The 26,998-nt window shown below is 74.7% G+C and carries 20 protein-coding genes, 1 tRNA gene and 2 pseudogenes; 18 read left to right on the forward strand and 5 right to left on the reverse strand.

Features of this window, described 5'->3' with window-relative positions; translation table 11 throughout:
• Window positions 1-195 precede the first annotated feature (195 nt).
• Together selA and ACIBAI_RS17230 are read left to right on the forward strand one after the other, a co-directional pair.
• Complete coding sequence (gene selA / locus ACIBAI_RS17225; RefSeq protein WP_399035003.1) at window positions 196-1,593, forward strand: L-seryl-tRNA(Sec) selenium transferase; 1,398 nt, start codon at window positions 196-198, stop codon at window positions 1,591-1,593.
• A gap of 5 nt (window positions 1,594-1,598) precedes the next feature.
• A pseudogene (locus ACIBAI_RS17230) lies at window positions 1,599-3,368 on the forward strand (SelB C-terminal domain-containing protein); the annotation flags it as partial.
• A 35-nt stretch (window positions 3,369-3,403) separates the two neighbouring features.
• Here the strand turns inward: ACIBAI_RS17230 and ACIBAI_RS17235 are convergent.
• Window positions 3,404-3,496 (reverse strand) — tRNA-Sec (locus ACIBAI_RS17235).
• Window positions 3,497-3,650: 154 nt separating this feature from the next.
• Between ACIBAI_RS17235 and selD the strand changes: the two genes are divergently transcribed.
• From selD to ACIBAI_RS17275, 8 genes are all read left to right on the forward strand, one after another.
• Window positions 3,651-4,676 (forward strand): selenide, water dikinase SelD, encoded by a 1,026-nt coding sequence (gene selD / locus ACIBAI_RS17240; protein WP_399035005.1) that lies wholly within the window; start codon window positions 3,651-3,653, stop codon window positions 4,674-4,676.
• Window positions 4,677-4,850: 174 nt separating this feature from the next.
• Window positions 4,851-8,147, forward strand: coding sequence for a formate dehydrogenase (fdh, locus tag ACIBAI_RS17245; protein ID WP_399035006.1), 3,297 nt, complete (start codon window positions 4,851-4,853; stop codon window positions 8,145-8,147).
• Window positions 8,144-9,172 (forward strand): 4Fe-4S dicluster domain-containing protein, encoded by a 1,029-nt coding sequence (locus tag ACIBAI_RS17250; protein ID WP_399035009.1) that lies wholly within the window; start codon window positions 8,144-8,146, stop codon window positions 9,170-9,172. Before fdh ends, ACIBAI_RS17250 begins: the two co-directional genes overlap by 4 nt.
• On the forward strand, window positions 9,169-10,224 hold the full coding sequence (gene nrfD / locus ACIBAI_RS17255; RefSeq protein WP_399035011.1) for an NrfD/PsrC family molybdoenzyme membrane anchor subunit: 1,056 nt from the start codon (window positions 9,169-9,171) through the stop codon (window positions 10,222-10,224). Before ACIBAI_RS17250 ends, nrfD begins: the two co-directional genes overlap by 4 nt.
• A gap of 52 nt (window positions 10,225-10,276) precedes the next feature.
• Window positions 10,277-10,519 carry an acyl carrier protein gene (locus tag ACIBAI_RS17260; protein ID WP_344609690.1) on the forward strand — a complete coding sequence of 81 codons (243 nt, stop codon included), beginning with the start codon at window positions 10,277-10,279 and terminating at the stop codon, window positions 10,517-10,519.
• A 337-nt stretch (window positions 10,520-10,856) separates the two neighbouring features.
• Entirely contained in the window at window positions 10,857-11,459 is a 603-nt protein-coding gene (locus ACIBAI_RS17265) for an HD domain-containing protein (protein ID WP_399035013.1), read from the forward strand.
• A gap of 58 nt (window positions 11,460-11,517) precedes the next feature.
• Window positions 11,518-12,021 carry a HAMP domain-containing protein gene (locus ACIBAI_RS17270; protein WP_399035015.1) on the forward strand — a complete coding sequence of 168 codons (504 nt, stop codon included), beginning with the start codon at window positions 11,518-11,520 and terminating at the stop codon, window positions 12,019-12,021.
• Window positions 12,006-12,134, forward strand: coding sequence for a hypothetical protein (locus tag ACIBAI_RS17275; RefSeq protein ID WP_399035117.1), 129 nt, complete (start codon window positions 12,006-12,008; stop codon window positions 12,132-12,134). Before ACIBAI_RS17270 ends, ACIBAI_RS17275 begins: the two co-directional genes overlap by 16 nt.
• Window positions 12,135-12,263: 129 nt before the next feature.
• Here the strand turns inward: ACIBAI_RS17275 and ACIBAI_RS17280 are convergent, their stop codons facing one another.
• Window positions 12,264-12,848, reverse strand: a complete 585-nt coding sequence (locus ACIBAI_RS17280; RefSeq protein WP_399035017.1) for a helix-turn-helix domain-containing protein — start codon at window positions 12,846-12,848, stop codon at window positions 12,264-12,266.
• Between the two features lie 116 nt (window positions 12,849-12,964).
• On the opposite strand from ACIBAI_RS17280, the pseudogene ACIBAI_RS17285 reads away from it, so the two are divergent.
• From ACIBAI_RS17285 to ACIBAI_RS17295, 3 genes and pseudogenes are all read left to right on the forward strand, one after another.
• Window positions 12,965-13,372, forward strand: a pseudogene (locus ACIBAI_RS17285) (EamA family transporter); the annotation flags it as partial.
• Window positions 13,373-13,427: 55 nt separating this feature from the next.
• Entirely contained in the window at window positions 13,428-14,075 is a 648-nt protein-coding gene (locus tag ACIBAI_RS17290; RefSeq protein ID WP_399035019.1) for an FMN-binding negative transcriptional regulator, read from the forward strand.
• Between the two features lie 35 nt (window positions 14,076-14,110).
• Complete coding sequence (locus ACIBAI_RS17295) at window positions 14,111-14,818, forward strand: B3/4 domain-containing protein (RefSeq protein ID WP_399035021.1); 708 nt, start codon at window positions 14,111-14,113, stop codon at window positions 14,816-14,818.
• Window positions 14,819-14,923: 105 nt separating this feature from the next.
• On the opposite strand, the gene ACIBAI_RS17300 is transcribed toward ACIBAI_RS17295, so the two are convergent.
• The gene (locus ACIBAI_RS17300; protein WP_399035023.1) at window positions 14,924-15,790 is read right to left on the reverse strand and encodes a CAP domain-containing protein; all 867 of its coding nucleotides are present in this window, start codon (window positions 15,788-15,790) and stop codon (window positions 14,924-14,926) included.
• 896 nt (window positions 15,791-16,686) lie between these two features.
• Between ACIBAI_RS17300 and ACIBAI_RS17305 the strand changes: the two genes are divergently transcribed.
• From ACIBAI_RS17305 to ACIBAI_RS17315, 3 genes are all read left to right on the forward strand, one after another.
• On the forward strand, window positions 16,687-17,049 hold the full coding sequence (locus tag ACIBAI_RS17305) for an STAS domain-containing protein (RefSeq protein ID WP_399035025.1): 363 nt from the start codon (window positions 16,687-16,689) through the stop codon (window positions 17,047-17,049).
• Between the two features lie 167 nt (window positions 17,050-17,216).
• A complete protein-coding gene (locus tag ACIBAI_RS17310) occupies window positions 17,217-18,374 on the forward strand; it encodes an acyl-CoA dehydrogenase family protein (protein WP_399035028.1) in 1,158 nt (385 codons plus the stop codon).
• A 1-nt stretch (window position 18,375) separates the two neighbouring features.
• Complete coding sequence (locus ACIBAI_RS17315) at window positions 18,376-20,418, forward strand: SpoIIE family protein phosphatase (RefSeq protein WP_399035030.1); 2,043 nt, start codon at window positions 18,376-18,378, stop codon at window positions 20,416-20,418.
• A gap of 178 nt (window positions 20,419-20,596) precedes the next feature.
• Here the strand turns inward: ACIBAI_RS17315 and ACIBAI_RS17320 are convergent, their stop codons facing one another.
• Both ACIBAI_RS17320 and ACIBAI_RS17325 read right to left on the reverse strand, forming a co-directional pair.
• Window positions 20,597-20,959, reverse strand: coding sequence for an STAS domain-containing protein (locus ACIBAI_RS17320; protein ID WP_399035032.1), 363 nt, complete (start codon window positions 20,957-20,959; stop codon window positions 20,597-20,599).
• Complete coding sequence (locus ACIBAI_RS17325; RefSeq protein ID WP_399035034.1) at window positions 20,956-22,263, reverse strand: PP2C family protein-serine/threonine phosphatase; 1,308 nt, start codon at window positions 22,261-22,263, stop codon at window positions 20,956-20,958. Before ACIBAI_RS17325 ends, ACIBAI_RS17320 begins: the two co-directional genes overlap by 4 nt.
• Window positions 22,264-22,510: 247 nt before the next feature.
• Here ACIBAI_RS17325 and ACIBAI_RS17330 point away from each other — a divergent pair, with 247 nt between their 5' ends.
• The gene (locus tag ACIBAI_RS17330) at window positions 22,511-26,677 is read left to right on the forward strand and encodes a SpoIIE family protein phosphatase (protein WP_399035035.1); all 4,167 of its coding nucleotides are present in this window, start codon (window positions 22,511-22,513) and stop codon (window positions 26,675-26,677) included.
• On the forward strand, window positions 26,677-26,994 hold the full coding sequence (locus ACIBAI_RS17335; protein ID WP_399035037.1) for an STAS domain-containing protein: 318 nt from the start codon (window positions 26,677-26,679) through the stop codon (window positions 26,992-26,994). The genes ACIBAI_RS17330 and ACIBAI_RS17335 overlap by 1 nt, the downstream gene beginning before the upstream one ends.
• Window positions 26,995-26,998 lie beyond the last annotated feature (4 nt).

The following is a 26,998-nucleotide window of genomic DNA, read 5'->3' on the forward strand; positions in this document are numbered from 1 at the left end:
CGGGGCCGCGGGGTGGAAGGGACACGGGGGAGGGGGAACGCGGGACGCGCCCGGCGGGCCGCTGCCCGCGGCCGTCGTCCGCGGGCCGGTCGACGGCGGTGTCCCGGCGTGTCCCGCCACCGGCCGGCGGCATTGGGAGACGATGGGAGTCCACCGGACGGCGACGAGCCGGGCGCGGCGTGGACGGAGGGACGCGTGGACCAGCGGGACACGACCGAACGGAGCGGGGTGAGGGCCGGGGACCGCGCACCCGGCGCGGCCGGACCCGCCGGGGGGAGGGACACGCCGCCGGGGCCGGACGGCCGGCGCCGCGTTCCCCGCACCGACGCCGTGCTGCGCGATCCCCGCCTGGTGGAGGCGGCCGGCCGGCTGGGGGCCGGGGTGGTGAAGTCCGCCGTCCGGCAGGCGCAGGAGCGGGCCCGCGCGGGGACCGTCCCGCCCGACGGCGTGGCCGACACCGCGGTCGCCCTGCTGCCGCGCACGGCCGGCGGGCTGCGGCCGGTGATCAACGCCACCGGCGTGGTGCTGCACACCAACCTCGGACGGGCGCCGCTGTCGGCGGCGGCCCGGCGGGCGGTGCAGGAGGCCGCCGGGCCCACCGACGTCGAGCTGGACCTGCGGACCGGGGTGCGGGCCCGCCGGGGCCGCACCACCCTGGCCGCCCTCCGCGACCGGGTGCCGTCCGCCGCCGCGGCGCACGTCGTCAACAACGGGGCCGCCGCGCTCGTGCTGACGGCCACCGCCCTCGCCGCCGGCCGGGAGATCGTCATCAGCCGGGGGGAGATGGTGGAGATCGGGGACGGCTTCCGGCTGCCGGACCTGCTGGTCTCCACCGGCGCCCGGCTGCGCGAGGTGGGCACCACCAACCGCACCACCGCCGCGGACTACGCCGCGGCCATCGGCCCGGAGACGGCGTTCGTGCTGAAGGTGCACCCCTCCAACTTCCTGATCACCGGCTTCACCCGGGCCGCCGGCGTCGGTGAACTGGCGGCGCTGGGCGTCCCGGTCGTCGTGGACATCGGTTCCGGACTGCTGGGCCCCCATCCGCTGCTGCCCGAGGAGCCCGACGCCGGCACCCAGCTGAGGGCGGGGGCGTCGCTGGTCACCGCGAGCGGCGACAAGCTCCTGGGCGGACCCCAGTGCGGGCTCCTCCTCGGGGACGAGGACCTGGTCCGCGTCGTCTCCCGGCACCCGCTCGCCCGCGCCCTGCGGGTGGACAAGCTGACCCTGGCCGCGCTGGAGGCGACGCTGCGGGGCCCCGAGACCCCGACCGGTGAGGCCCTGGCCGCCGACCCGGGGCGTCTGAGGTGCCGCGCGGAACGGCTGGCCGCCGCGCTGGCCGCCGACGGCGTCGACGTCCGGGCCGTGGAGAGCGCCGCGACGGTGGGCGGCGGCGGCGCGCCCGGAGTGACGCTGCCCAGCGCCGCGCTGTCGCTGCCCGAGCGGTACGCCGCCGCCCTGCGGACCGGACCGGTCCCCGTCGTGGGGCGCCTGGAGGCGGGACGGTGCCTGCTCGACCTGCGGGCGGTGCCGGCGGAGGACGACGAGCGGCTGGCCGGGGCCGTCCGGGCGGTCACGGCGACCGGGAGGTAGGCGGCATGCGGGTACTGGCCACCGCCGGGCACGTCGACCACGGCAAGTCCGCGCTGGTGCGGGCGCTGACCGGAATGGAACCCGACCGGTTCGAGGAGGAACGGCGCCGGGGACTGACCCTGGACCTGGGATTCGTGTGGACCAGGCTGGACCCGAGCGGCGCCGACGGCTCCGGCGGGGAGCACCTCGCGTTCGTGGACGTGCCCGGCCACGAACGGTTCGTCGCCACCATGCTGGCCGGCGTCGGCCCCGTGCCCGCCGTGCTGTTCGTGGTGGCCGCCGACCAGGGCTGGCAGCCGCAGTCGCAGGAGCACCTGGAGATCCTGGACGCGCTCGGGGTACGGCACGCCGTGCTGGCCGTGACCCGCAGCGATCTGGCGGACCCCGGACCCGTACGGGCGGACGCGGCGGAGCGCCTGGCCGCGACGTCCCTGGGGACCGTCCCGTCCGTCGCGGTGAGCGCCGTGACCGGTGCGGGCCTCGGTGAACTGCGCGCGGAGCTGGCCCGGCTGGCCCGGTCGCTGCCCGTCCCCGACGCCGACGCGGACGTACGGCTGTGGCTGGACCGCGCCTTCACCGTGCGCGGCCACGGGACGGTCGTCACGGGAACCCTGGGCGCGGGCACGCTGCGGGTCGGTGACCGGCTGGTGGCGGGGGACGGCACGACCGCGCTGCGGGTGCGCGGGCTGCAGTGCCTGCACGAGGACCGGTCCGAGGCCGGCGGCGTGGCACGGGTGGCGGTCAACGTCCACGGCGCCGCCGCCGACGGACTGCTCGGCCGGGGCCGGGTGCTGCTGACCCCCGGCCGCTGGCTGCTCACCCGAACGGCCGACGTCCGGCTCGCCGGAAGGCCGGCCGAGGACCTGCCCCGGACGGTGACCCTGCACATCGGCACCGCCGCGGTACCGGTCACCGTACGGCCGCTCGGCACGGACACGGCGAGGCTGACCCTGTCCCGCGCGCTGCCCCTGCGCGTCGGGGACCGGGCCGTCCTGCGGGAACCGGGCGGGCGGCACGCGCCGTGCGGGGTGACCGTACTGGACGTGCGGCCGCCCGCCCTGGCCCGGCGCGGAGCCGCCCGGGCCAGGGCGGCCGAGCTGGCGGACCTGACCGGCCGCCCGGACGGCACGGCGGAACTGCGGCGGCGCGGGCTCGTGCGCCGCTCGCTGCTGGAAGCGATGGGCGTGCCCGCGCCCGCCCCGCCGGTCACCGGGGACTGGCTGGCCGACCCGGACCACTGGGCGGCGCTGCGGGCCCGCCTGGCCGCCGAGGTCGAACGGCACGTGGCCCGGCACCCGATGGACCCCGGACTGCCCACGGAGGCGGCCCGGCGGCTGCTCGGCCTGCCCGACCGGGCCCTGGTCGACGCGCTCGCCGAAACCCCGGGGGAGAAGGAACTGCGCCGCGGCCAGGGACGGTTGTACCGCCCCGGGAGCAGGGGACCGGCTCTCCCGCCGCCCGTCCGGGCCGCCGTCGACGCCGTGCGGCGGGAGCTGGCCCGGGCACCGTTCCGCGCCCCGGACGCCGACCGCCTGGCCGAACTGGGCCTCACCCGCAAGGCACTGGCCGCCGCGGTCGCGGCGGGCGCGCTGCTGCGGGTCGGCGACGGCATCGTGCTGCTGCCGGAGGCGGACGCCCGGGCCGCCGACGTACTACGCGGGATCCCGCAGCCGTTCACGCTGAGCGAGGCCCGCCAGGCCCTGGACACCACGCGCCGGGTGGCCGTGCCGCTGCTGGAGCTGCTGGACGCCCGCGGCTACACCGAGCGCGTGGACGACCGGCACCGGCGCTGCCGGACCGGCGGGGACGGCGGAGGCGGACGGGAATCGAACCCGCCTGCCCGAGATCCTCGGGCACCTCGGTTTTGAAGACCGGGAGGGCCACCAGGCACCCACACGCCTCCCTCGCCCGCCCAGGCTACCGGACGGCCGCCGGCACGCCCGGACCGTCCGCGGCCACCGCGCGTCGGCGGCCCGGACCCGGGACACGGCGCGCTCACCGGTGCCGCCCGCCGACGCCCCGTGCCACACCCCCCACGTCGATCAAGGAGACCAGGCATGACGTCCCCGCGTGAAACCCCGGTACGCCTCACCCGGTTCGCCCACGGCGGCGGCTGCGCCTGCAAGATCCCGCCCGGCGAGCTGGAGGAGGTGCTCGACGGACTGGCGAGGCCCCTGCCGGCCGCGAGCGACACCCCGCTCCTGGTCGGCCTGGCCACCGGCGACGACGCGGCCGTGGTCACCCTGCCCGCGCGGGACGCCGCCCCGGCCCGGGCGGTGGTCTGCACAGCCGACTTCTTCACGCCCGTCGTCGACGACCCCTACGACTGGGGCCGCATCGCCGCGGCCAACGCCCTGTCCGACGTGTACGCCATGGGCGGCCGCCCGGTCCTCGCCGTCAACCTCCTGGCCTGGCCCCGCGACGTGCTGCCGTTCGACCTCGCGCGCGAGGTGCTGCGCGGCGGGCTGGACGTCGCCGCGCAGGCCGGCTGCCACGTGGGCGGCGGACACAGCGTGGACGATCCGGAACCCAAGTACGGCATGGCCGTCACCGGCCTGGCGGACCCCGGACGGCTGCTGCGCAACGACGCCGGCCGGCCGGGCCTGCCCCTGTCGCTCACCAAGCCCCTCGGCCTCGGCGTGCTCAACAACCGGCACAAGGCCACCGGTGAACGGTTCGAACAGGCGGTGGCCACCATGGTCGCGCTCAACCGGGACGCGTCGGCCGCGGCCCTGGCGGCCGGGGCGAGGTGCGCCACCGACGTCACCGGCTTCGGCTTCCTCGGCCACCTGCACAAGCTGGCACGGGCCTCGGAGGTGACCGCCGTGGTCGACACCGCCGCCGTGCCCTTCCTCGACGGGGCCCGGGAGGCGGTGCGGGACGGATACGTCAGCGGCGGCACCCGGCGGAACCTGGAGTGGGTCGCGCCGTTCACCGACTTCGGCGGCACCGACGCCGACACCCGGCTCCTCCTGGCCGACGCCCAGACCTCGGGCGGGCTGCTGGTGGCGGGGGAGGTGCCGGGAGCGCCGGTGGTCGGCGAACTGGTGCCGCGCGGACCGGCCTCCGTCGTCCTGCGCTGAGCCCGGCGCGGGCGCGCCGCTCGAACCCCGGAGCCGGTGCGGGGAACCGCGCGGACCCCGCGGGCCGGTCGCGGCGCGCGGCGCCACCGCCCACCTGCCACCGCCCACTTGCGGGCGGCCCCCGCGCGCGTAGCCTTCGGAGAAAGGTGCACCGCCGTACGAGGGAGCGGGCGTATGGGCGTGGAACGGTGGATCGGCGGGTGGCCGGTGTACCGGCAGCTCACGGGAGCCGACCGGCTCGGCCGCGGCAAGGCGGCCCAGTCCCGGCGCTCCGCCGGTCTGGAACCCCGGACGGCCGGCGCGGACCGGGTGGCGGACTCGGTCTGCCCCTACTGCGCGGTGGGCTGCGCGCAGCGCGTCTACGTCAAGGACGAGCGCGTCATCCAGATCGAGGGCAACCCGGACAGTCCGATCTCGCGCGGCCGGCTGTGCCCGAAGGGCTCCGCCAGCAAGCAGCTCGTCACCGGTCCCCAGCGCGAGCGGAAGGTGCGCTACCGGCCGCCGTACGCCACCGAGTGGCAGGACCTGGACCTCGACGTGGCCATGGACATGGTGGCCGACCGGGTGCTGGACGCCCGGCGCCGGGGCTGGCAGGACACCGACGAGGCAGGGCGCCCGCTGCGGCGCACCCTGGGCTTCGCCGGCCTGGGCGGCGCGACGCTGGACAACGAGGAGAACTACCTGATCAAGAAGTTGTTCACCGCGCTCGGCGCGATCCAGATCGAGAACCAGGCGCGTATTTGACACTCCGCCACGGTTCCCGGTCTGGGAGCCTCGTTCGGCCGCGGCGGCGCCACCGACTACCAGCAGGACCTGGTCAACGCCGACTGCGTCGTCATCATGGGCTCGAACATGGCCGAGGCCCATCCGGTCGGGTTCCAGTGGGTGATGGAGGCCAAGGCGCGCGGTGCGAAGGTCATCCACATCGACCCGCGGTTCACCCGCACCAGCGCGCTCGCCGACCGGTACGTCCCGCTGCGGGCCGGCACCGACATCGCCTTCCTGGGCGGGGTGATCAACCACATCCTCTCCCACGGCCTGGACTTCCGGGAGTACGTGGAGGCGTACACCAACGCGCCGTTCCTGCTGAGCGAGGACTACCGGGACACCGAGGACCTCGACGGCCTGTTCAGCGGCTACGACCCGCACACCGCCTCCTACGACCCCTCCAGCTGGGCCTACGAGAGCGTCGGGGCGCAGGAGGGACCGGGCCACCGCGCCAAGGAACAGGCCGCCCCCTACCAGCACGGCGCCGGCGGCCCGGTCGTCGAGGGAGGCGCCGGCGAGATCGCCGCCGACCCGACGCTGGAGCACCCGCGGTGCGTGTACCAGGTGCTCAAGCGGCACTTCGCCCGCTACACCCCCGAGATGGTCGAGCGGATCTGCGGAGTCCCCCAGGACGCGTTCCTGGAGGTGTGCCGGGCCTGGACGGACAACTCCGGCCGCGAGCGCACCACGGCCCTGGTGTACAGCGTCGGATGGACGCAGCACTCCACCGGCGCCCAGTACATCCGCGCCGGTTCGATCATCCAGCTGCTGCTGGGCAACATCGGCCGCCCCGGCGGCGGCATCTACGCGCTGCGCGGGCACGCCTCCATCCAGGGTTCGACGGACATCCCGACCCTGTTCAACCTGCTGCCCGGCTACCTGCCGATGCCGGACGTCACCCACCAGGACCTGACCGCCTACCTGGACGGCATCCGCCGCCCCGGCCAGAAGGGATTCTGGGGCAACGCCGACGCCTACACGGTCTCGCTGCTGAAGGAGTACTGGGGCGAGGCGGCCACCGCCGAGAACGACTACTGCTTCGGCCACCTGCCCCGCATCGACGGCGACCACGGCACCTACCGCACCGCGATGGACATGGTCGACGGGAAGGTCTTCGGCTACTTCCTGCTCGGCCAGAACCCCGCCGTCGGCTCCGCGCACGGCCGCCTGCAGCGCCTGGGCATGGCCAACCTGGACTGGCTCGTCGTCCGCGACCTGAACATGATCGAGAGCGCCACCTTCTGGAAGGACGCCCCCGAGGTCGAGACCGGGGAGATCGTCCCCGAGCGCTGCCGCACGGAGGTGTTCTTCTTCCCCGCTGCCTCGCACGTGGAGAAGTCCGGCACCTTCACCCAGACCCAGCGCATGCTGCAGTGGCGGGACCAGGCCGTCGAACCGAGCGGCGACCAGCGCTCCGAGCTGTGGTTCTTCTACCACCTGGGCCGGCTGGTGAAGGAGCGGCTGGCCGGCTCCACCGACGAGCGCGACCGGCCCGTGCTCGACCTCGCCTGGGACTACGCGACCGAGGGCGACGAGCCGTCCGCGGCGGACGTCCTGCGCCGCATCAACGGCATCGACCTGACCACCGGACGCACCGTCGGCGGCTACGCCGACCTGAAGGCCGACGGCAGCACCGCCTGCGGCTGCTGGATCTACAGCGGGGTGTACGCCGACGAGGTCAACCAGGCCCGGCGCCGCAAGTCCCGCTTCGAGCAGGGCCCGTACGAGGCCGAATGGGGCTGGACCTGGCCGCTGAACCGGCGCGTGCTGTACAACCGGGCCTCGGCCGACCCGCAGGGGCGGCCCTGGAGCGAGCGCAAGGCCCTCGTGTGGTGGGACGAGGAGCGCGGCGAGTGGACCGGCCACGACGTCCCCGACTTCGAGCGGCACAAGCCGCCGGACTACCGGCCCCCCGAGGGCGCCTCCGGCCCCGAGGCGCTCGGCGGCGACGACGCGTTCATCATGATGGCCGACGGCAAGGCGTGGCTGTTCGCCTCGGCCGGCCTGACGGACGGCCCGCTGCCCACCCACTACGAGCCGCACGAGTCCCCCGTGCGCAACCCCCTGTACGGCCAGCAGGCCAACCCGACGCGCAAGGTCTACGGCCGCCGCGACAACCCCTCCAACCCGGCCCCGCCCGAGGCGCACAGCGAGGTGTTCCCCTTCGTCTTCACGGCGGCGCGGCTCACCGAGCACCACACCGCGGGCGGCATGAGCCGTCAGCTGCCGTACCTGGCGGAGCTGCAGCCGGAGCTGTTCGTGGAGGTGTCGCCGGAACTGGCGGCCGAGCGCGGGCTGCGCCACCTGGACTGGGCGCACGTCGTCACCAGCCGGACCGCGGTGGAGGCCCGCGTCGTCGTCACCGACCGGCTGGCGCCGCTGCGCGTCGAGGGCCGCACCGTCCACCAGGTCTGGATGCCGTACCACTGGGGCCACACCGGGCTCAGCAGCGGTGACGTCGTCAACGACCTCATCGGGGTGGTGGCCGAGCCCAACGTGCTGATCCAGGAGAGCAAGGTGCTGACCTGCGACATCCGGCCCGGACGGCGGCCGCGGGGACCGGCCCTGCTGGAGTACGTCCAGGACTACCGCCGCCGGGCCGGGATCACCCCGCTCACCGGCACCCGCGTCATGACGGCGGGCGACGGCGCCGGCCACGGGCCGGCCCACACCGAACCGGACCGGCCGGAGGACTCCCCATGACCGACGAGCACAGCCTGTACGGGCCCCTTCAGGACCCCGCCGCCGACGCCGGCCACCGCGAACACCCGCCACGCGTCGGCTTCTTCACCGACACCTCCGTGTGCATCGGCTGCAAGGCGTGCGAGGTGGCCTGCAAGGAGTGGAACGACGTCCCCGAGGACGGCCTGGACCTGCTGGGCATGTCCTTCGACAACACCGGCATGCTCGGCGCCAGTTCGTGGCGGCACGTCGCCTTCGTGGAGCAGGAGCGGCCCCTGGGCCGGCAGGATCCGGGCCTGACCGGCCTGCCCACCGGCCCCTCCGCCACCGGGCACACGGCCGAGGTGACCGCGGACGCCCTGCGCGAGGCGCCCCGCGGCGGCGGCGAACTCGGCACCGGACCGGTGGACCTGGGCTTCCCCTCCTTCGACCTGCCCGGCGCCGCCGGCGACGCCGGGAGCCGCACCGACTTCCGCTGGCTGATGGCGTCCGACGTGTGCAAGCACTGCACCCACGCCGGCTGCCTCGACGTCTGCCCCACCGGCGCGCTGTTCCGCACCGAGTTCGGCAGCGTCGTGGTGCAGCCCGACATCTGCAACGGCTGCGGCTACTGCGTCTCCGGCTGCCCCTACGGCGTCATCGACCGGCGGGCCGACGACGGCCGCGCCTGGAAGTGCACCCTGTGCTACGACCGCCTGCGCGGCGGTCTGGAACCGGCCTGCGCCAAGGCCTGTCCCACCGACTCCATCCAGTTCGGCCCGCTCGACGAGCTGCGCGAACGGGCCGACCGGCGGCTGGAGCAGCTGCACGAGGCGGGCGTGGCGGAGGCGCGCCTGTACGGCCGCGACCCCGACGACGGGGTGGGCGGCGACGGCGCGTTCTTCCTGCTGCTCGACGACCCCGAGGTCTACGGGCTGCCACCGGATCCCGTGGTCCCCACCCGCGACCTGCCGGCCATGTGGAGGTACGCCGGCGCGGCCGCCTCGGCCCTGCTGGCGGCCACCGTCGCCGTCTTCGTCAAGTCGGGTGAGGGAGGCCGCCGGTGAGCGACGACGACGGACTGCCGCGCGAGCCGCGCAGCGACGCGGGCGCCGCCGACGTCCGCGCGGGCACCTTCGCCTCGGGCCGCCGCCGCGGCGGCCACCGCGAGGAGACGGCCGCCCCGGCGGACGGGTTCCGCTCCTACTACGGCCGGCCCGTGCTGAAACCGCCGGTGTGGGAGTGGAAGGTTCCCGCCTACCTGTTCACCGGCGGTCTGGCGGCGGGCGCGGCCCTGCTGGCGGCCGGCGCCGACCTGACCGGCCGTCCGGCCCTGTGCCGCACCGGCCGCCTGGGCGGCTTCGGCGCCCTGCTCGCCAGCACCTACCTGCTCGTCGCCGACCTGGGCCGCCCCGAACGCTTCCACCACATGCTGCGGGTGGCGAAGCCGACGTCGCCCATGTCCGTCGGCACCTGGATCCTCGTCGCCTACGGACCCGGCAGCGGCCTGGCCGCCGCGGCCGAGCTGCTGCCCGCCCCCTGGCGCGCCACCCGACCCGGCCGTCTGCTGCACCGGGCGGGCCGGGTGGGCGGGCTGTGGGCCGCGGCCTTCGCGCCCGGACTCGCCTCCTACACGGCGGTGCTGCTCTCCCAGACGGCTGTGCCGGCCTGGCACGAAGCCCACCGCGAACTGCCCTTCGTGTTCACCGGATCCGCCGCCGCGAGCGGCGCGGGCCTCGGCCTGCTGCTCGCTCCGGTGGCCGAGGCGGCCCCCGCCCGACGCCTCGCGGCCGCGGGCGCGGCGGCGGAACTCGTCGCCGCCCGGCTCCTGGACCGCCGGCCCGGGCTGGAGACCAAGGCCTACACCGAGGGCCGCGCCCACCGCCTGCGCCGGGCCGCGGAACACCTCACCCTCGGCGGGGCGCTCGCCGCGGTCACCGTCGCCCGCCGCAGCCGCCCGGCGGCCGCCGCGGCCGGGCTCGCCCTGCTCGCCGGCAGTGCCCTGCAGCGGTTCGGCACCTTCGAGGGCGGCGTCGCGTCGACGAGGGACCCGGCCTACGTCGTGGTCCCGCAGCGCGCCCGCCGCGACGCGGCCACCGAGCGTGGTTTGGGCCGCTGAGGAGGTGATACCCGGCTTGCGTTCCTACTTCTCACCTACTCCGGGAGGACTCATGGCCACGGGTGAAACCGGTTTCAGCGACGTCGTGTACGACCTCATCTCCGTGCAGTACCACGCGCTGAAGGCCGGGCACGACTACGGCCAGTACGTGCGCGACGCGGAGAACGCGAACAAGAAGGAGATCGCCGAGTTCTTCCGCACCGTCATGGAGCAGGACTCGGAACGCGCCGCCCGCTGCCACCAGTTCCTGGCCGAGCTGTCCGGCACCGAGGAGGCCGGCCCGGCGGTCGGCTGACGACGGCCGCACCGCCCCGCGCGGTCCCGCGGTTCCCGGAACCCTCCCGCGGACGAGGCCGGCGGCGGCCCGCCGAGGCCCGCGGTCCCGGCCGGTGGGCGCGGACCGGCCGCGCGCCGGGGCCCCGCGGACGGCCGGTCCGGTGACGGCGGCCTCCGCACAGCGACGGGTCGCCCCCGAAGCGCCGGCGACCGCGACGGGCGGCCGGAACAGCAGGCGCCTCCAGCGCGCGGGCGACCGCGGGCCGGCCCCGCCGGGACACCTCGGCGGGGCCGGCCCGCGTCCCGGTCCGGTTTCCCCGCCGGGGCACCGGGCCGGTGGTTGTTACGCTGCCCGGATGAGGATTCCGGGACCCGAAGAGATCCGCGCGCTGCACGAGAAGTACGCCCCGACCGCCGAGGCGTTCGAACTCGTGCACACGCACTGCGAGATCGTCTGGCGCATCGCCGAGCGGCTCCTCTCCGCGCCGCACCTCGCTCATCTCGACGCCGACCTGGTCCGCGCCGGCTGCCTCCTCCACGACATCGGCGTCTACCGCCTCTACGGGGACGACGGCCTGCTGGACCACCGCGGCTACATCCGGCACGGGCTGCTCGGACACGAGCTCTTGGCGGACGAGGGCTTCCCGGAGGCCCTGTGCCGCTTCTGCTCCCACCACACCGGGGTGGGGCTGACGAGGAACGACATCCTGAGCCAGGGCCTGCCGCTGCCGGTCGACGACTACCTGGCGGTGACGGACGAGGAGAAGCTGGTGATGTACGCGGACAAGTTCCACAGCAAGTCCAGGCCCACGGCGTTCCTCTCCGCCGACGAGTACGCCTCCCAGGTCCGCCGCTTCGGCGAGGACAAGGTCACCGCCTTCCAGGCCCTGCGTGCCCGGTTCGGAGACCCCGACCTGGACATGCCGGCGCCGTACGGCGGCTCGTCCGACCGCCCGTGACCGCCGCCCCGCCGGACGATCCGGCCGGTGGAGCGCAGCACGCGGTCCGGCCGGTCCGGTGAACCCGGCGCGGGCGGCGTCGCTGTACGGGACGCTGTTCCTCGTCTCGGGCGCCACCCTGCTCGCCGTCACCTACCTCCTGGTCCTGCAGAGCCCCGCCTCCGAAGGCGCCGGGATTACCACCATGAACGCCTCGCGCGATCCGGCGGTGCGGGAAATCCCGGCACAGACCTCCTACGTCGCCGACCGCCAGCGCCAGGAGGCGCAGCGCACGCTGCTCACCCGGTCCGGGATCGCGCTCGGCGTCATGACCGGCGTCTCCGGCGGGCTGGGCCGGCTGATGGCCGGGCGGGTGCTGCGGTCCGTGCGCGTGATGACGGAACGGGCCCGGCGCATCTCGGCGCACAACCTGCACGAGCGGCTCGCGATGCCCGGCCCCGCCGACGGCGAGCTGAAGGACCTCGGCGACACCTTCGAGACCTGCTCGCCCGCCTGGAGGCCGCGTTCGACGCACGGAGACGCTTCGTCGCCAACGCCTCGCACGAGCTGCGCACCCCGCTGACCCTGCAACGTGCGGAGATCGAGGTCGCGTTGAGCAATCCGGCCCGGACGGGAGGGCCCTGCGGGCGGTGTGCGGGCGAACCCTGGCCATCGGCGAGGACCAGGAGCGGCTGATCGAGGCGCTGCTGCCCCTGGCGAGCAGTCGGAGCGGGGTCTTCCGGGACCGAGCCGCTGGACCTCGCCGACGTGCGTGCGCGCCGGGCGCGGAGCGCACGCCGCGGCCACTCGCGCGCGGGGTGCGGGTCAGGCGGAGGCGCCGGGGCCGGGGGGCAGATGGACCGTCATGATCAGGTGGCAGGTCCCGGTGCCGGCGCCGCGGTAGGTGTGAGGGGTGTCGCCGTCGAACGTGGCGGTCTGCCCGGCTTCGACGGTGTGCTCGGTGCCGTCGACCACCAGGACCATGCGGCCGGCGGTGACGCTGACCGTCTCCACGACCCCGGCCTGGTGGGGATGGCTGGGGTACTCCTCGCCCGGCTCCAGCCGCCAGCGCCAGACCTCGACCGGGGCGGGTCCGGAGGTGGTCAGCACGAGCCGGGCCTCGCCGCCCCGTTCCCCGGTCCACAGGGGCGCGACGGTGTCGGCGGCCACGACACGGACGCGCTCCTCGGGCGGCCCCTGCATCAGGGCGGACACCGAGATGCCGAGGGTGTCGGCCAGCCGTACCAGGGTGGCCAGGTTGGGGTTGCCCTGGGCCTTCTCCAGTCCCACCAGGGCACCCTTGCTGACCTGGGCGCGGCGGCTGAGCTCGTCCAGGGACAGGCCCGCGCGGACGCGGGCCGCCCGGACGTTGTGCGCGACCGTCCGCAGGGCTGCGGCTGTCTCGGCCATCTGATCTCCATCCTCGCCGTCGGACCACCGGAATGCACCGCGCGGTCGTTCGGTTGACACGGGCTGGTCATTGCGTTGTACGGTTCGGTCGTTCTGATGATGGTAAGGGATGTCCTGTGATCGCTCCGCTGCTGGCCCTGGGCAGCTCACTCGCCTACGGGTGCGCCGACTTCCTCGGCGGCCTCGGCGCCCGCAAGGCCCGTGTGCTGCGCACCGTGCTGATCGCGGCCCCGGCCGGCCTCGCGGTCGAGCTGATGCCGTGGCCCCTGCCCGGCGCCTCGTTCAGCGCCGGCGCCCTCGGCTGGGGCGCCGCGTCCGGGGCGGCCTCGGCCGCGGCGTTCGCCCTGCTCCACCGCACCCCGGCGATCGGCCCGATGCACGTGCTCTCGCCCGTGACCGCGCTGGTGTCCGCCGCGCTGCCCGTCGGCGCGGTCCTGCTCGCCCGCGGTGTGCTCGCCGAACGCATCCACCGCGGCCAGCTCGTCGGCCCGGGCGCCGCCGCCGTCGCCGTCAGCCTCCTCGCCCTCGCCTGAACAGACCCGCAGACCCCCGCCTCACCGCACGCACAAGGAGCACGGCATGCTGATCCACCCCTGGGACGCCGGCCTGGACGAAGCCGAGTGGCGGACCTGGATCGCCGACGGCCACGACTTCGGGCTCCTGAGCGTCAACGGCCCGCCCGGCCGGCCCCCCGCCGCCGTCCCCACCCACTTCACCTGCGACGGCGACCACCTCCTGGTCCACCTCGCCCGGCCCAACCCGGTCTGGAAGGCGATCGAGCACGACCCGGACGTCGTCCTCACCGTCATCGGCGACTACGCCTTCGTCCCCGGCCCCTGGCGCGCCGGGGCCGGTGCCCCGCCCACCGACGGCGTCCCCACCAGCTACTACACGGCCGTCCAGTTCACCTGCCGCGCCCACGTCGTCGACGACCCCGAGGCCAAGGCCGAACTGCTGCGCCGCCAGCTCGCCCACTTCCAGCCCGACGGCGACCACGCTCCCGTCGCCGTCGGCCGGCCCCCCTACGGCCGGATGCTGTCCGGCATCCGCGGCCTGCGCCTGGAAGTCGTCGAGGTGCGGGCCAAGTTCAAGTACGACGACCACAAACCCGTCGAGCACCGCGCGGCCGTCGCCGACCGCCTCGCCGCACGCGGCCAGGGCCTGGACGTGCCCACCGCACGGCAACAGCGCCGCCGCCTGGACCGCACCGGCCCCTGGAAGCCCTGACCCGCCACCCCGACACAGGAACGGAAACCCCGCCCATGCCCGTCTTCCGCCTCGCCCCCGCCCTCGCGGACGCCTTCCCCGACACCCTCATCGCCCTGGTCACCGCCACCGGCCTGCGCGGCCGCGAACCCTGGCCCCGCACCGCGGCCGCCCTGGAGGACCTGGAGCAGCAGCTCGCCGCCGGCACCTGGCGGCCCGCCGACGAGACCGATCCCCGCATCGAGTCCTGGCACACCGCCTACCGCTCCTTCGGCACCAACCCCCGTCGCGTCCGCCCCAGCGTCGACGCCCTCGGCCGCCGCCTGGCCAAGAAGGGAACCCTGCCGCGCATCAACCCGGCCGTCGACTCCTACAACCTCGTCTCCGTCCGGCACGGCCTGCCCGCCGGCGCCTTCGACCTCGACCGCGTCACCGGCGACGTCGACATCCGCCCCGCGGACGGCACCGAGTCCTTCACCCCGCTCGGCGAACCCGACACCGTCGAGAACCCCGAGCCCGGCGAGATCGTCTACGCGGACACCACCGGCGTCCTGACCCGCCACTGGAACCACCGCGACGCCCACCGCACCCGCGTCACCGAGGACTCCACCCGCGTCACCTTCGTCCTCGAAACCCTCCGGGCCACCCGTGACGGCGCTCTCCTGAAGGCCGCGGCCGACGAACTGCAGGGCCTGCTCGCCCCGCACGCCGAGGGAACCACCGTGCACCACCTCGGCCCGGCGCGACCCCGGGCCGCCGTCTGAGCCCCCGCCGGCCCCGGGCGGCACCGGCGTCCCGCGACGCCCCGGATCGCCGGGGGACCGCGCGGACGTCACCGACGCGGCGCTCCGCCTCCCCGGTGCCGCCGCCTACCGGGCGGTTCCGAAGTCCTGCGTCCAGTAGTGGCCGGGCTGGGCGAGGCCGACACCGATCTCCTCGAACGCGCAGTTGAGGATGTTGGCCTTGTGGCCGGGGCTGGACATCCAGCCCGACATGACCTGTTCGGGAGTGCCGTAGCCGTAGGCGACGTTCTCGCCGTAAGTGCTCCAGGTGTAGCCGGCACGTGTGATCCGGTCGCCCGGGGACGACCCGTCGGACCCGGTGTGCGACATGTTCCGGTGGGCCGCCATGTCCTCACTGTGCGCCTGCGCGGCCTTGGTCAGGGTCGCGTCCAGGGTCACGGGGGAACAACCGACCTTCTTCCGCTCGGCGTTGACGAGTTCGACGATACGGGCGGCGACCCCGGACGCCGTGGCGGTGCCCGCCGGCGTCTCCGGCGACGCGGGGGCCGTGGAGGGGGCGGCCTTCGGCGTGCCGGCGCTCGCGGAGGGCGTGGCCTCGGGGGTGCCGGGGGCCGTGGAGGGGGCGGCCTTCGGAGTGCCGGGAGTCGTGGAGGGGGCGGCCTCCGGAGTGCCGGGGGTGGTCTTCGGGGCGCTGGAGGGTGCGGTGCTTCCGGGCTTCGGCGCAGTGGTGCGCCGAGCACCGCCGGAGGCGCTCGGCGTCTTCGACGCCGCGGAGCCGGGCCCGCTGTCCTCGCCGCCGTCCCGGCCGCGACCCCGGTCGGCGTCGTTCCATCCGCCCGTGGCCGCGTTGCCCCTGGCGTCGTGGAACCGGCCCTTCTCGCTGCCCTGCCAGTCGGCACAGGCCAGGGCGACGGTCGGCACGCCCACGGCCCCCATGGCGACGGCGGCGATGACTATTCGCCGGTAATGCCGGTTCTTGCGGTGCTTCCCCATGCGTGACCTCACTCGGTAGACGCCGAGCGCCTCTTGCGCGGCTGGCTCTGCGCGGACCCCGCCTCCTGAACGGCGGGGGGAATCCGCGGACCGTCATTGTGAGGACGGCTCCACAAGGAGCACAAAGGACCGGTGTACTACCTCGCCTCGTAGATCCGGCCGGTCCTTGCCATGGCCGTGGGGGTGTGCTGGCCCGGCGTCCGGGGCCTTCGCGGATTCCTGCCGCCCTGTCAGGAGGCTTTTCCTCTGCCGAGGGTGGGCGAGAGGAGGGGAGGGGGCGGACGCCGGCGGGTCCGGCGTCGTCCCGTTCGAATCAAGCCGGACAAATCCTCTATGTCGCCATAGTGGTTTCTACTATTGCGCGTGCTCAGCTCCCGGATCCGGCGTGAGGGATGTCACTGAACCGCGGCTTCGGGTCCGGCCGGCCCTCCGGCACCGCCTGCCGGGTCCCCCGCGGAGCGGCTCCCCGCAGGGCGCGGTCGCGCCCGTCTCACCGGGAGCTCCCGGTGAGACGGAGCCGGGGGCCGGGGCGCGAGGCGGCCTCGCGGGGGCCGGGAGGCGAACCGGCACCGGCCGTGCGGCGACGAGGGCCCGTCGTCCGATCCGGTGACCGGCCGGCCCCGGCCCGATCCGTCGGCACGGCACCGCGCCCCCGCGATCGGCGGTACGGCGCCGGGTCCGGGGCCCCGCTGCCGGACGCCCGGCACCGCCCTCCGCGGAATTCCGCGACTTCGTACGATGAGTCAGCTGATCCGGGACCCCGTCGGGCCCAGCACGGAGCAGCACCGCACAGCGCGGGGAGCGACGGCGAGGAGGCCACCGCTTTCCGTGCGGACAGCGTGGCCTGCGAGGCTGTGCTGTGACCGCCCCATCAGCCACGTCGCCCAGGAGACACGGTGACCGAGAAAGAGCGCACTCTGGACATCGCCCAGCGGCCCGATCCGTCCGGGCCGATCGTGCTGCGTCTGGATGGCGAACTCGACTACCACACGGTTCCCCGTCTCAAACAGGCCCTCGACGACGTCCCCTTCGCGCAGGGCTCCGGCGTGATCTTCGACCTGTCGGGCCTGGAGTACTGCGACTCCAGCGGGCTGACCGCGCTCATCGCCGCCCGTCACCGCGCCGACGCCGCCGGATCCACGGTGAGCATCGCCGGTCTCAGGCCCCACCTGGCCCGTGTGTTCGGCATCACCGGACTGGACCAGTTCTTCACCCTGCACTCCAGTACCGAGCAGGCCCTCGAACACCTGCGGAGCTGAACGGGGCCCGGCCGCCCCGGGACGGGGCGGCGAGGAGACCGGCGTCCCGCTGTCACCTCCGGGGCGAGTGGGGGAAACGCCCGCCGACGTGGCATTGTTGATCGGGTTGACCGGTACGGAAAAAGGACAGCGCCGGCACACAGGCGTGAGGGCGAAGGCGGTAGACGGTGGCGAGGACGGAACTGGGAACAGCGGTGGCCGCGGCGCGCCGGCTGTCTGAGGAGGTCCTCGCCCCGCAAGCGGCTGCCGTGGACGCCGAGCGGCGCTGGCCCGCCGAGGGCATGGCGGCTCTGCGCGCCGAACTGGGCGGCCTGGTGGTACCCGAGGAAGCCGGCGGGATGGGGCACGGCCTGCTGGCGGTGGCGCAGGTGGGCGAGGCGACCGGACGGGCCTGTGCCTCGACCTCCATCTGCTTCGGCATGCACCTGGTCGCCTCCGCGGTGATCGCGGCCAAGGCCACCGACCACCACCGGCGTCACTACCTCGAACCCATCGCCGCCGGTGAGCACCTGACCACGCTGGCTCTCTCCGAGCCCGGGACGGGAGGGGAGTTCTGGCTGTCCCAGACCCGCATGGAGACCCGGGGGAGCGAGCTCGTCCTGACCGGGGCGAAGAGTTTCGTGACCAACGGCGAGCACGCGGACTCCTACGTGGTGTCCACCGTCGCCGCCGGCGACGACGCCCTGCCCGGCCAGTTCTCCTGCGTGGTCCTCGACGGCGACACCCCCGGGGTGACCTGGGGGCCGCCGTGGACGGGCCTGGGCATGCGGGGCAACGCCTCGCGGACCATGCGCCTCGACGGCGCGGCCCTGCCCCGCACCCGGCTGCTCGGGGAGGAGGGCGACGAGATCTGGTACGTCTTCAACGTCGTCGCCCCCTACTTCCTGACCGCCATGGCGAGCACCTACCTGGGCGTGGCCTCCGCCGCCCTGGAGGAGGCCCGCAGCCACCTGCTGCGCCGCCGCCACACGCACAGCGGCAGCACCCTGGCCGCCCAGCCGCTGGTGCAGCACCGCCTGGGCGCCATGTGGGCGCGCGTCGAGCGCACCCGGCGTCTGATCTACCAGGCCGCCACGGAAGCCGACGCCGGCGGGCCCGAGGGGCTGCTGGGCCTGTGCTCCGCCAAGGCCGAGGTGGCCGAAGCGGCCGAATCGGTGATCAACGACGCGCTCACGCTGACCGGGGGCATCGGCTATTCCGAGGAAGGACCCCTGCACCGCCACCTGCGGGACGCCCGCGCCGCCCACGTGATGGCACCCCTGACCGACACCCTGCGGGTGTGGACCGGCCGGGCCCTGCTCGATCAGCCGCTCATGGGAAGCTGAGGTGCCCGGCTCCGCTTCGCCCCACGTGCTCCTGGCGGGCGTGGACGACGCCACCGAGGCCGTACTGCGGACGGAACTCGGCGGCCGGGCCGCCGTACGCCGCCTCCCCTCCGGGGAAGCCGTGCCGCCCGACGAGGCGGACGAGCCGACCCTGCTGGTCGTGGGAGCGGACGTGTCCGCCCCGGCCGGTCTGGTCAGTGCCCTCCAGACCCGGACGCAGCACCTGGCGGTCATCGTCGTCACCGGCCGGGCCGGCGCCGGCGACGCCTCGGCCCTGTCGCTGCTCGCCCCGGCCGAGCGACTCGCCTACGTGCGCGCCGACGACCCGGACGGCCTCGCCCGCGCCGCCCGGTCGCTGCTCGACCGGCTGGCCCTGCAGCACGCCTACCGCACCGCCCAGGCCGCGGCCCAACGCCGGCTGCTCTCCGGCGGCGAAGTGGCCCGGCAGCCCGGCGAGCAGCTGTTCGGCCCGCTCTACCACCAGGTCCTCATCGGCGCCGTCGCGGTGGACGCCGCCGGCCGCGTCATCGCCTGGAACCGCAAAGCCGCCGACATCCTCTCCCTGCGGAACGACGCGGCGGGCCGTTCCTTCCCGCTCCTCTTCCCCCCGCACGTCCGGGGGGACCTGCGCGAGCACCTGGCTCGCGCCGCCCTCGTCCCCTCCTCGCCCACGCTGTTCGAACGCCTCGGCGACGACGGGGCCGCGCAGACCCTGCGGATGAGCGCCCAAGCCGTGACCAACCCCGACGGCACCACACACACGCTGGTCATACTGGAGGACATCACCAGCAGCACCGAGACCCGGCGCCAGCTGGCCGAGCGCACCAGCCACGCCCTCCTCAGCGGGGATGTCGCCGCCGCCATGACCGCCGGCGACCCCCTGCGGCAGCGCCTGCAGCGCTCCGCGCAGGCCGTCGTCGACCGGCTGGGCGTCGCCGTGGCCCGCATCTGGACGCTCGACGCCCAGGAGAACACGCTCGTCCTGCAAGCCGCCGCCGGACCCCACGGCCACCTCGACGGCGGCCGCTCCCGCATCCGGGTGGGAGATCCCGGCATCGGGCTCATCGCCGTCGAACGCAAACCGCACCTGACCAACTCGGTGACCGACGACCGGTACGCCGACGACCAGGACTGGGCCCGTCGTGAAGGGATGGCCGCCTTCGCCGCCTACCCGCTGATCAACGACGGCGAGCTCATGGGCGTCATGGCCCTCTTCAGCCGTCAGCCACTGCCCGAGACGGCCTTCGACTCCCTGGCCGGCATCGCCGGCCAGATCGCGGTCGGCATCAGCCAGGACCGTCTCCTGGACCGCCTGCGCGCCACCACCGAAGCCCTCCAGAGGCCGCTGCTGCCGCCCGACCTGCCCACGCTGCCCGGCCTGGACATCGTCGCCCGCTACCGCGCCCAGGGGGACAGCCTGGACATCGGCGGCGACTTCTACGACGTCTTCCCGCTGCCCGACGGGCAGTGGGCCCTGACCCTGGGAGACGTCTGCGGCAAGGGCCCCACCGCGGCCGCCGTCACCGGGCTGGTCCGCCACACCCTGTGGACCGCTGCCCAGCAGGATCCCGACCCGGCCCACGTCCTGCCCTCCGTCCACCGGGCCCTGCTCCGGGAGAACAGCCCCTTCTGCACCCTCGTCTACGCCCTGCTGGACCCCTCCGACACCCCCGTGCGGCTGCGCATCACCTCCGCCGGCCACCCGGCTCCCCTGCTGCGCCGCCGCGGCGGCCGGACGCGGCTCCTGGAGGAGCACGGCCCCCTGCTCGGCGCCTTCCGGGCCACCGACCATCCTGTGCAGAGCACGGTCCTCCACCCCGGCGACAGCCTGATCCTGTACACCGACGGCTTCACCGAAGGCTCCGGAGCCCACCTGAGCCGGGAACCCGAGGACCTCGCCGCCCTCCTGGCCTGCTGGACCGGCCCGTCCGACGACCGGCTCGCCGACCGGCTGGCCGACCTGCTCTTCACCGACGCCGTCACCCGCTGGGCGGGCAGACTCCGCGACGACCTCGCGCTCGTCGCGATCAGCGCGCATCTGTGACACCCGGCCCCGAGGGACGCTGCGGGACCCTCGCCGCGGATGCCGGCCCGCGGCCCGGGCGCCCTCCCGGGCCGCGGCGCGCGGCTCACGATGCCGCCGGGGCCGTCCGCCCCGCCGCGGTCCGCGGGCGCGTCGCACCGGGCGGTGCCGGGCCGGGCCCCGGCCGGAAGCCGCGTGGTCAGCTGTGCGGTGGGGCGAGGGCGTCGTCGACGGTGGGGTGGAAGGTGAAGACCTGGTCGAGGCCGACGACGTGGAAGACGCGCAGCAGGTCGGGGTTGACTCCGGCGAGGCTGAGGGAGGCGCCGGCCGCGGTGGCGCGGTTGTAGGCGGTGACGAGGACGGTGATGCCGGTGGAGTCGCAGTAGGTCAGCTCGGTCAGGTCGATGACCAGGCGGGTGCCGGCGTCGAACGTGACGTCGTCCAGGGCGGCGGTGAGCCGGGGCGCGGTGTGGTGGTCGAGTTCACCGGCCACCTCCAGCAGGACGAGACCGGCCGGGCGGTCGTGCCGGGTGAGGGAGAGCGTGTGCTGGATCTCGGTCACCGGGTCTCCTGGGTGGGTGGTGCGAGGCGTGGGGGGACGGACAGGGCGAGCAGCGCGGTGTCGTCGGTGACTCCGGGGCCGAGACGGCACAGCAGCTCGTCCACGGTGCTCAGGAGGTGGTCGGCCGACCGGGGGCGGGCACGGGAGAGGTGCGCGGTCAGGCCGTCCTGGCCGAGCATGGTGCCGTCGGGCGCGTGCGCCTCGATGAGGCCGTCGGTGTACATCAGCAGCGCTTCGCCGGGGCGCAGGCGGGTGGTGGTCCGGACGAAACGGGGGCGGGGGAGCAGGCCGATGAGCTGTCCGCCGGCGGTGGAGAGGGCCTCCACGGTCGCGTCGGCGCGCAGGGCCAGGGCCGGGGGATGGCCGCCGCCGGCCAGGGTGAGGGCGAAGGAGCCGTCGGGCGCGGGGTCGAGGACGCCGAAGAGGGCGGTGCAGTGGCGGGGATCGTCGCCCTGGTACTCGCCCTTGAGGACGGTGTCGAGGTTGGCGAGCGCGGCGCACGGATCGGGGTCGTAGATGGCGGCGGCGCGCAGGGTGTAGCGCGTCAGGGAGGTCAGGGCGGCGGCGTCGGCGCCCTTGCCGCACACGTCGCCGATGAAGAAGGCCCAGCGGCCGTCGTCGAGGGGGAACAGGTCGTAGAAGTCCCCGCCGACCTCGTCGGCCGAGGCGGTGTGGTAGGCGGCGGCCGCCTGCAGCCCGGGCACGACGGGCAGCGCCGGGGGCAGCAGGGTGCGCTGCAGGGTGCGCGCCAGGCGTTCGGCGTCGGCGCGGCGGTCGCGTTCGGCGGCGACGGTGCGGATGGCGGACAGGCGCAGTTCCATCTCGTCCATCACCAGGGCGGCGAGGTCCTGCAGGGCGGCGAGCTGGTCGTCGCTGGGCCGGCGGGGCCGGGTGTCCCACACGTCGACGGTGCCCAGGCGCTGCCCGTCGCGGGTGGTGATGGGCGCGGCGGCGTAGAAGCGGACCCAGGGCTCGCCCCGGACCAGGGGATGGGACAGGGTGCGGGGATCGGTGCGGGCGTCGGGGACGACGTAGGGCTCGCCGTGGAGGATGGCGGAGGCGCACAGCCCGGGATCGCGGCCGATCTGCGTGATGCCGCCCAGACCGTGCGTGGCCGCGAACCACACCCGGTCGGCGTCCACGACCGACACGCTGGCCATGGGGGCGTCGAAGACCCGGGCGGCGAGCGCGGCGATCCGGTCGAACGCCCCGTCGGGCGCGGTGCCCAGGACCTGGTAGCGGCGCACCGCGGCCAGCCGCGCCTCCTCCCCGGACACCTCTTCCCCGGACGACGGAGTCAGCACCCTCGTCGGTGTACTCGCCGTCATGCCCCGCCGTCCCGTTGTGCCGTGTGCGCTCTGCCGTGCCGTCCCGGGCGCAGGCGCCGGGAACGACTGGCTTATCCTACGAAGTCGTCGGAGCAAGGGGTAGGGCAGGCCAGGGCGTGCCGGGACGCCGCGCGACGCCCGGGCCGGACGCGCGGTGCAACAGGTGCGGCGGACACGGGCACGGGCGGCACAACGGCAGGGCCCGGGAACGAAGGGGTGTCGAATGGCGCGGGTGGATGACGCTGGGCACGAGCCGCCGGCCGCGGCCCGGGTCGACGTGTTCGCCGCCGACGAAGTGGTGGGCGGCGACCTCGCCGCGGTGGACTGGACGGCCACCCCCCTGGGGCCGCCGGAGAGCTGGCCGCAGAGCCTGCAGACCGCGGTCAGCATCCTGCTGTCGTCGAAGTTCTCCATGTGGATGGCGTGGGGCCCCGAACTCACGTTCTTCTGCAACGACGCCTACCGGCGGGACACGCTGGGACGCAAGTACCCCCGGGCGCTGGGGCGGCCGGCCCGCGAGGTGTGGGCGGAGATCTGGGACGACATCGGCCCACGCATCGACACCGTGCTGGCCACGGGCAGGGCGACCTGGGACGAGGCGCTGCTGCTGTTCCTGGAACGGTCGGGATACCCGGAGGAGACCTACCACACCTTCTCCTACAGCGCCCTGCGGGACGACACCGGAGCGGTGGTCGGCATGCTGTGCGTGGTCAGCGAGGAGACCGAGCGGGTCATCGGCGAACGGCGCATGACCACCCTGCGCGATCTCGGCTCCGACCCGAGCGTGGTGCGCACCGAGCAGGAGATGCTGGACTTCGCCGCCCGGCAGCTCGACCGCAACCCGTGGGACCTGCCGTTCACCATGACCTACCTGTTCCAGGAGGACGGCTCCGCGCGGCTCGCCGCGACCACCGGACTCGAAGCCGGCCATCCGGCGGGACCCGCGGTGGTGGCGCTCGACGACCCGGACGCCGTGTGGCCGGCCGCCGCGCTGGCGCGCGGCGAGTCGGCGGTGGTGGAACTCGACGGCGCCCCGTTCACCGGCCTGCCGAGCGGCGCCTGGGAGGAACCGCCCACCCAGGCCCTGGTGGTGCCGCTGCTGCAGCAGGGCAGCGCGCCCTACGGCTTCCTCGTGGCCGGACTGAACCGCTACCGGTTCCTGGACGACACCTACCGCGGCTTCATCGAACTGGTCGCGGGGCACGTCGCCACGGGGATCGGCAGCGCCCGCAGCTACCAGGCGCAGCAGCGCAGGGCCGAGGAACTGGCCGAACTGGACCGCGCGAAGACCACGTTCTTCTCCAACATCAGTCACGAGTTCCGCACCCCGCTGACGCTGATGATGGGACCGCTGGAGGAACTGCGCACCCGGTTGGCGGAGGCCGACCCCCAGGTGCGCGAGGAGCTGGAGGTCATCCGCCGCAACGGGCTGCGCCTGGGCAAACTGGTCAACACCCTGCTGGACTTCTCCCGCATCGAGGCGGGCCGTATGCAGGCCACCTACGAGCCGGTCGACCTGGCCGCGGTCACCGCCGAGCTGGCCAGCGTCTTCCGCTCCGCCGTCGACAAGGCCGGCCTGTCCTTCGACGTCGACTGCGCCCCGCTCGACCAGCCGGTCCACATCGACCGCGGCATGTGGGAGAAGGTGGTGCTCAACCTTCTCAGCAACGCCCTGAAGTTCACCTTCGAGGGCGCGATCCGCGTCTCGGTGCGGGCCGAGGACGGACAGGCCGTGGTCACGGTCGAGGACACCGGCATCGGGGTGGCCGCCGACGAGATGCCGCGGCTGTTCGAGCGTTTCCACCGGATCGAGAACGCCCGGTCCCGCTCCAACGAGGGCAGCGGCATCGGCCTGGCCCTGGTCAAGGAACTCGTCGGCCTGCACGGCGGCACCATCGTCGCCGACAGCGTCGAGGGCGAGGGCACCCGCTTCACCATCCGGCTGCCCTTCGGCACCGCGCACCTGCCCGCCGACGCCGTCGCGTCCGCCCCGGGCGCCGGAACGGTGTCCGCCACCGCCGACCCCTATGTGCAGGAAGCCCTGCGCTGGCTGCCCTCGGACACGGAGACGTCCGCCCAGAGCGCCGCGGCGGCGGACCAGGACACCGCCGTCCCCGCCGCCGGACCGTCGTCCCCGGCCCACGTGCTCGTCGCCGACGACAACGCCGACATGCGCGAGTACCTCACCCGCCTGCTCAAGGGCGCCGGGTACCAGGTCACCGCCGTCACCGACGGCCAGGAAGCCCTCGACGCCATCCGCTCCCAGATCCCCGACCTGCTGGTCAGCGACGTCATGATGCCCCGCCTGGACGGCCTGTCCCTGGTGGGGGCGCTGCGCGCCGACTCGCGTACCGCCTCCCTGCCCGTGCTGCTGCTGTCGGCCCGGGCCGGGCAGGAGGCCTCCATCGAGGGCCTGCAGGCCGGCGCCGACGACTACCTCGTCAAGCCCTTCGCCGCCGCGGAACTCCTCGCCCGGGTCCGCGCCAACATCGAGCTGGCCCGGCTGCGCACCCACCACACCCGCTGGCGGGCGGCGCTGATCGACTCGCTGCAGGAGGCCTTCTTCGTCTGCGACGAGGACGGCGCGGTGATCGAGATCAACACCTCCTTCACCGACATCCTCGGCTACGGCCCGGAGGACCTGCCCTACCAGCCGATCCACCCGTGGTGGCCGGACGCCGCCAGCGACCCCGAGGCCCACCGGCAGGTCGAGGCCGCCTTCGCCCAGCTGCTGGGCAACCCCCGGGGCAGCTACACCATCCCCGTCACCCACCGCGACGGCCACCGGCTGTGGGTCACCGCCACCTTCAACCAGGCGCAGGACCCCGACACCGGACGCCAGGTGACCGTGGGCACCTTCCGCGACGTGACCGCCGAGCACTACGCCATCCAGCGCGAGAGCGCCCTCGCGAGCCTCAGCACCCGCCTGTCGCAGGCCACCAGCCTGTCCGACGCGCTCACCGGCGCGCTCCACGAGCTGAAGGACCTCTGGCGCGCGCAGGAGGTCCTGGCAGCCGTCTTCCGCCACGGCGAGGACCCCGCCCTGACCACGACCGAATCCCTCCGCACCTGGCAGGACCTGCCCGACGACCGGCGCGAGACGCTCACCGATCTGCGCCGGCGGCCCCTGCTCACCCCGGCCGCCGCCCAGACCGGGGCCGGCATCCTCCTGGAGCACCCCGACGGCCCGCTGGCCCTCTGGGTCGACCTGGGCGAACACCGGCCCTTCACCGGCGAGGACCAGCTCCTGCTGTCCCTGCTGGCCGGTCACCTCGCGCAGGGCCTCGTCCGCGTCCACCAGATCGACCAGCAGCGCGAGACCGCCCTCGCCCTGCAGCGCGCCATCCTCGGCCCCTCCCGGCTCCCCGACGGCTTCGCCGTCCGCTACGAGCCCGCCACCCAGCCCCTCGAAGTCGGCGGCGACTGGTACGACACGATCAGCCTGCCCGACGGCCGGATCGGCATCGTCGTCGGCGACTGCGTCGGCCGCGGTCTGGAAGCCGCCAGTGTCATGGGGCAACTGCGCAGCGCCTGCCGCGCCCTGCTGCTGCAGGACGCCAGCCCCGCACGCACCCTCATGGCCCTGGACCACTTCGCCGCGGGCATCCCCGGGGCCGTGTGCACCACCGTCTTCTGCGGCGTCCTCGACCCGGGCACCGGACACCTGACCTACTCCAGCGCGGGTCACCCGCCGGGCATCCTCGCCCATGCCGACGGCACCACCCACCTGCTGGAGGACGGGCGTTCCCTGCCGCTGGCCGTCCGCCCCGGCAGGACGCGCCCGGAGGGCGAGTGCACCATGCCCGCCCGCGCCACCCTGCTGCTGTACACCGACGGTCTCGTCGAGCGCCGGCGCCGCCCGCTGAGCGTGGGCATCGACCAGGCCAGCGAAGCCGTCCAGGAAGGCCGCGACGTCGCGGTGGAGGAACTGGCCTCGCAGGTCATGAGCCGCCTGGAGCCCAGCGACGGCTACGACGACGACGTCGCTCTGCTGCTCTACCGGCACCCGGCCCCGCTGGAGATGGCCTTCCCCGCCGAGTCCTCCCAGCTCGCTCCCGTCCGCAAGGCCCTGCGCAGCTGGCTCGATCAGTGCGACCTCCCGCCGCACACCGTCCAGAACGTCCTCGTGGCGGCGGGCGAGGCCTGCGCCAACGCCATCGAGCACGGCCACCGGGACGCGCCGGGGGAGATCATCCGCCTGCGCGCGGAGGCCTACGTCCACGACCTTCGCCTCACCGTCACCGACACCGGCCGGTGGAAGAAGCCTCAGCCCGAACGCAACGGACACCGCGGCCGAGGCGTCACGCTGATGCAGGCACTCATGCACCGCGTCACCATCACCCCCGGCACTGCCGGCACCACCGTCGACATGCATACGAGGATCGCCTGATGACCACCCCCCTCATTCTTACTCCCGGCCAATGCACGGACGGCAGCGCCTCGTTGACGGTCGCGGGGGAGATCGACATGAGCAACGCCCGCCTGCTCGCCGAAGCCCTCGACAGGACCACGGGCCCCCTCGTCGTGGACCTGACGGGTGTGGAGTACCTGGACAGCGCCGGCCTGAGTGTGCTCTTCGCCCACAGCGACCGTCTGGAGCTCATCGCCACCCCGCTCCTGTCACCCGTTCTCACCATCTCCGGACTCGCCGACATCACCACCACCCACGGACTGACCGCGGACAGCTCCCGGTCGTCCGAGCGCTGACCCC

This window comes from Streptomyces sp. NPDC051041 (assembly GCF_044456065.1).
GTDB classification, from domain to species: Bacteria; Actinomycetota; Actinomycetes; order Streptomycetales; family Streptomycetaceae; genus Streptomyces; species Streptomyces glaucus.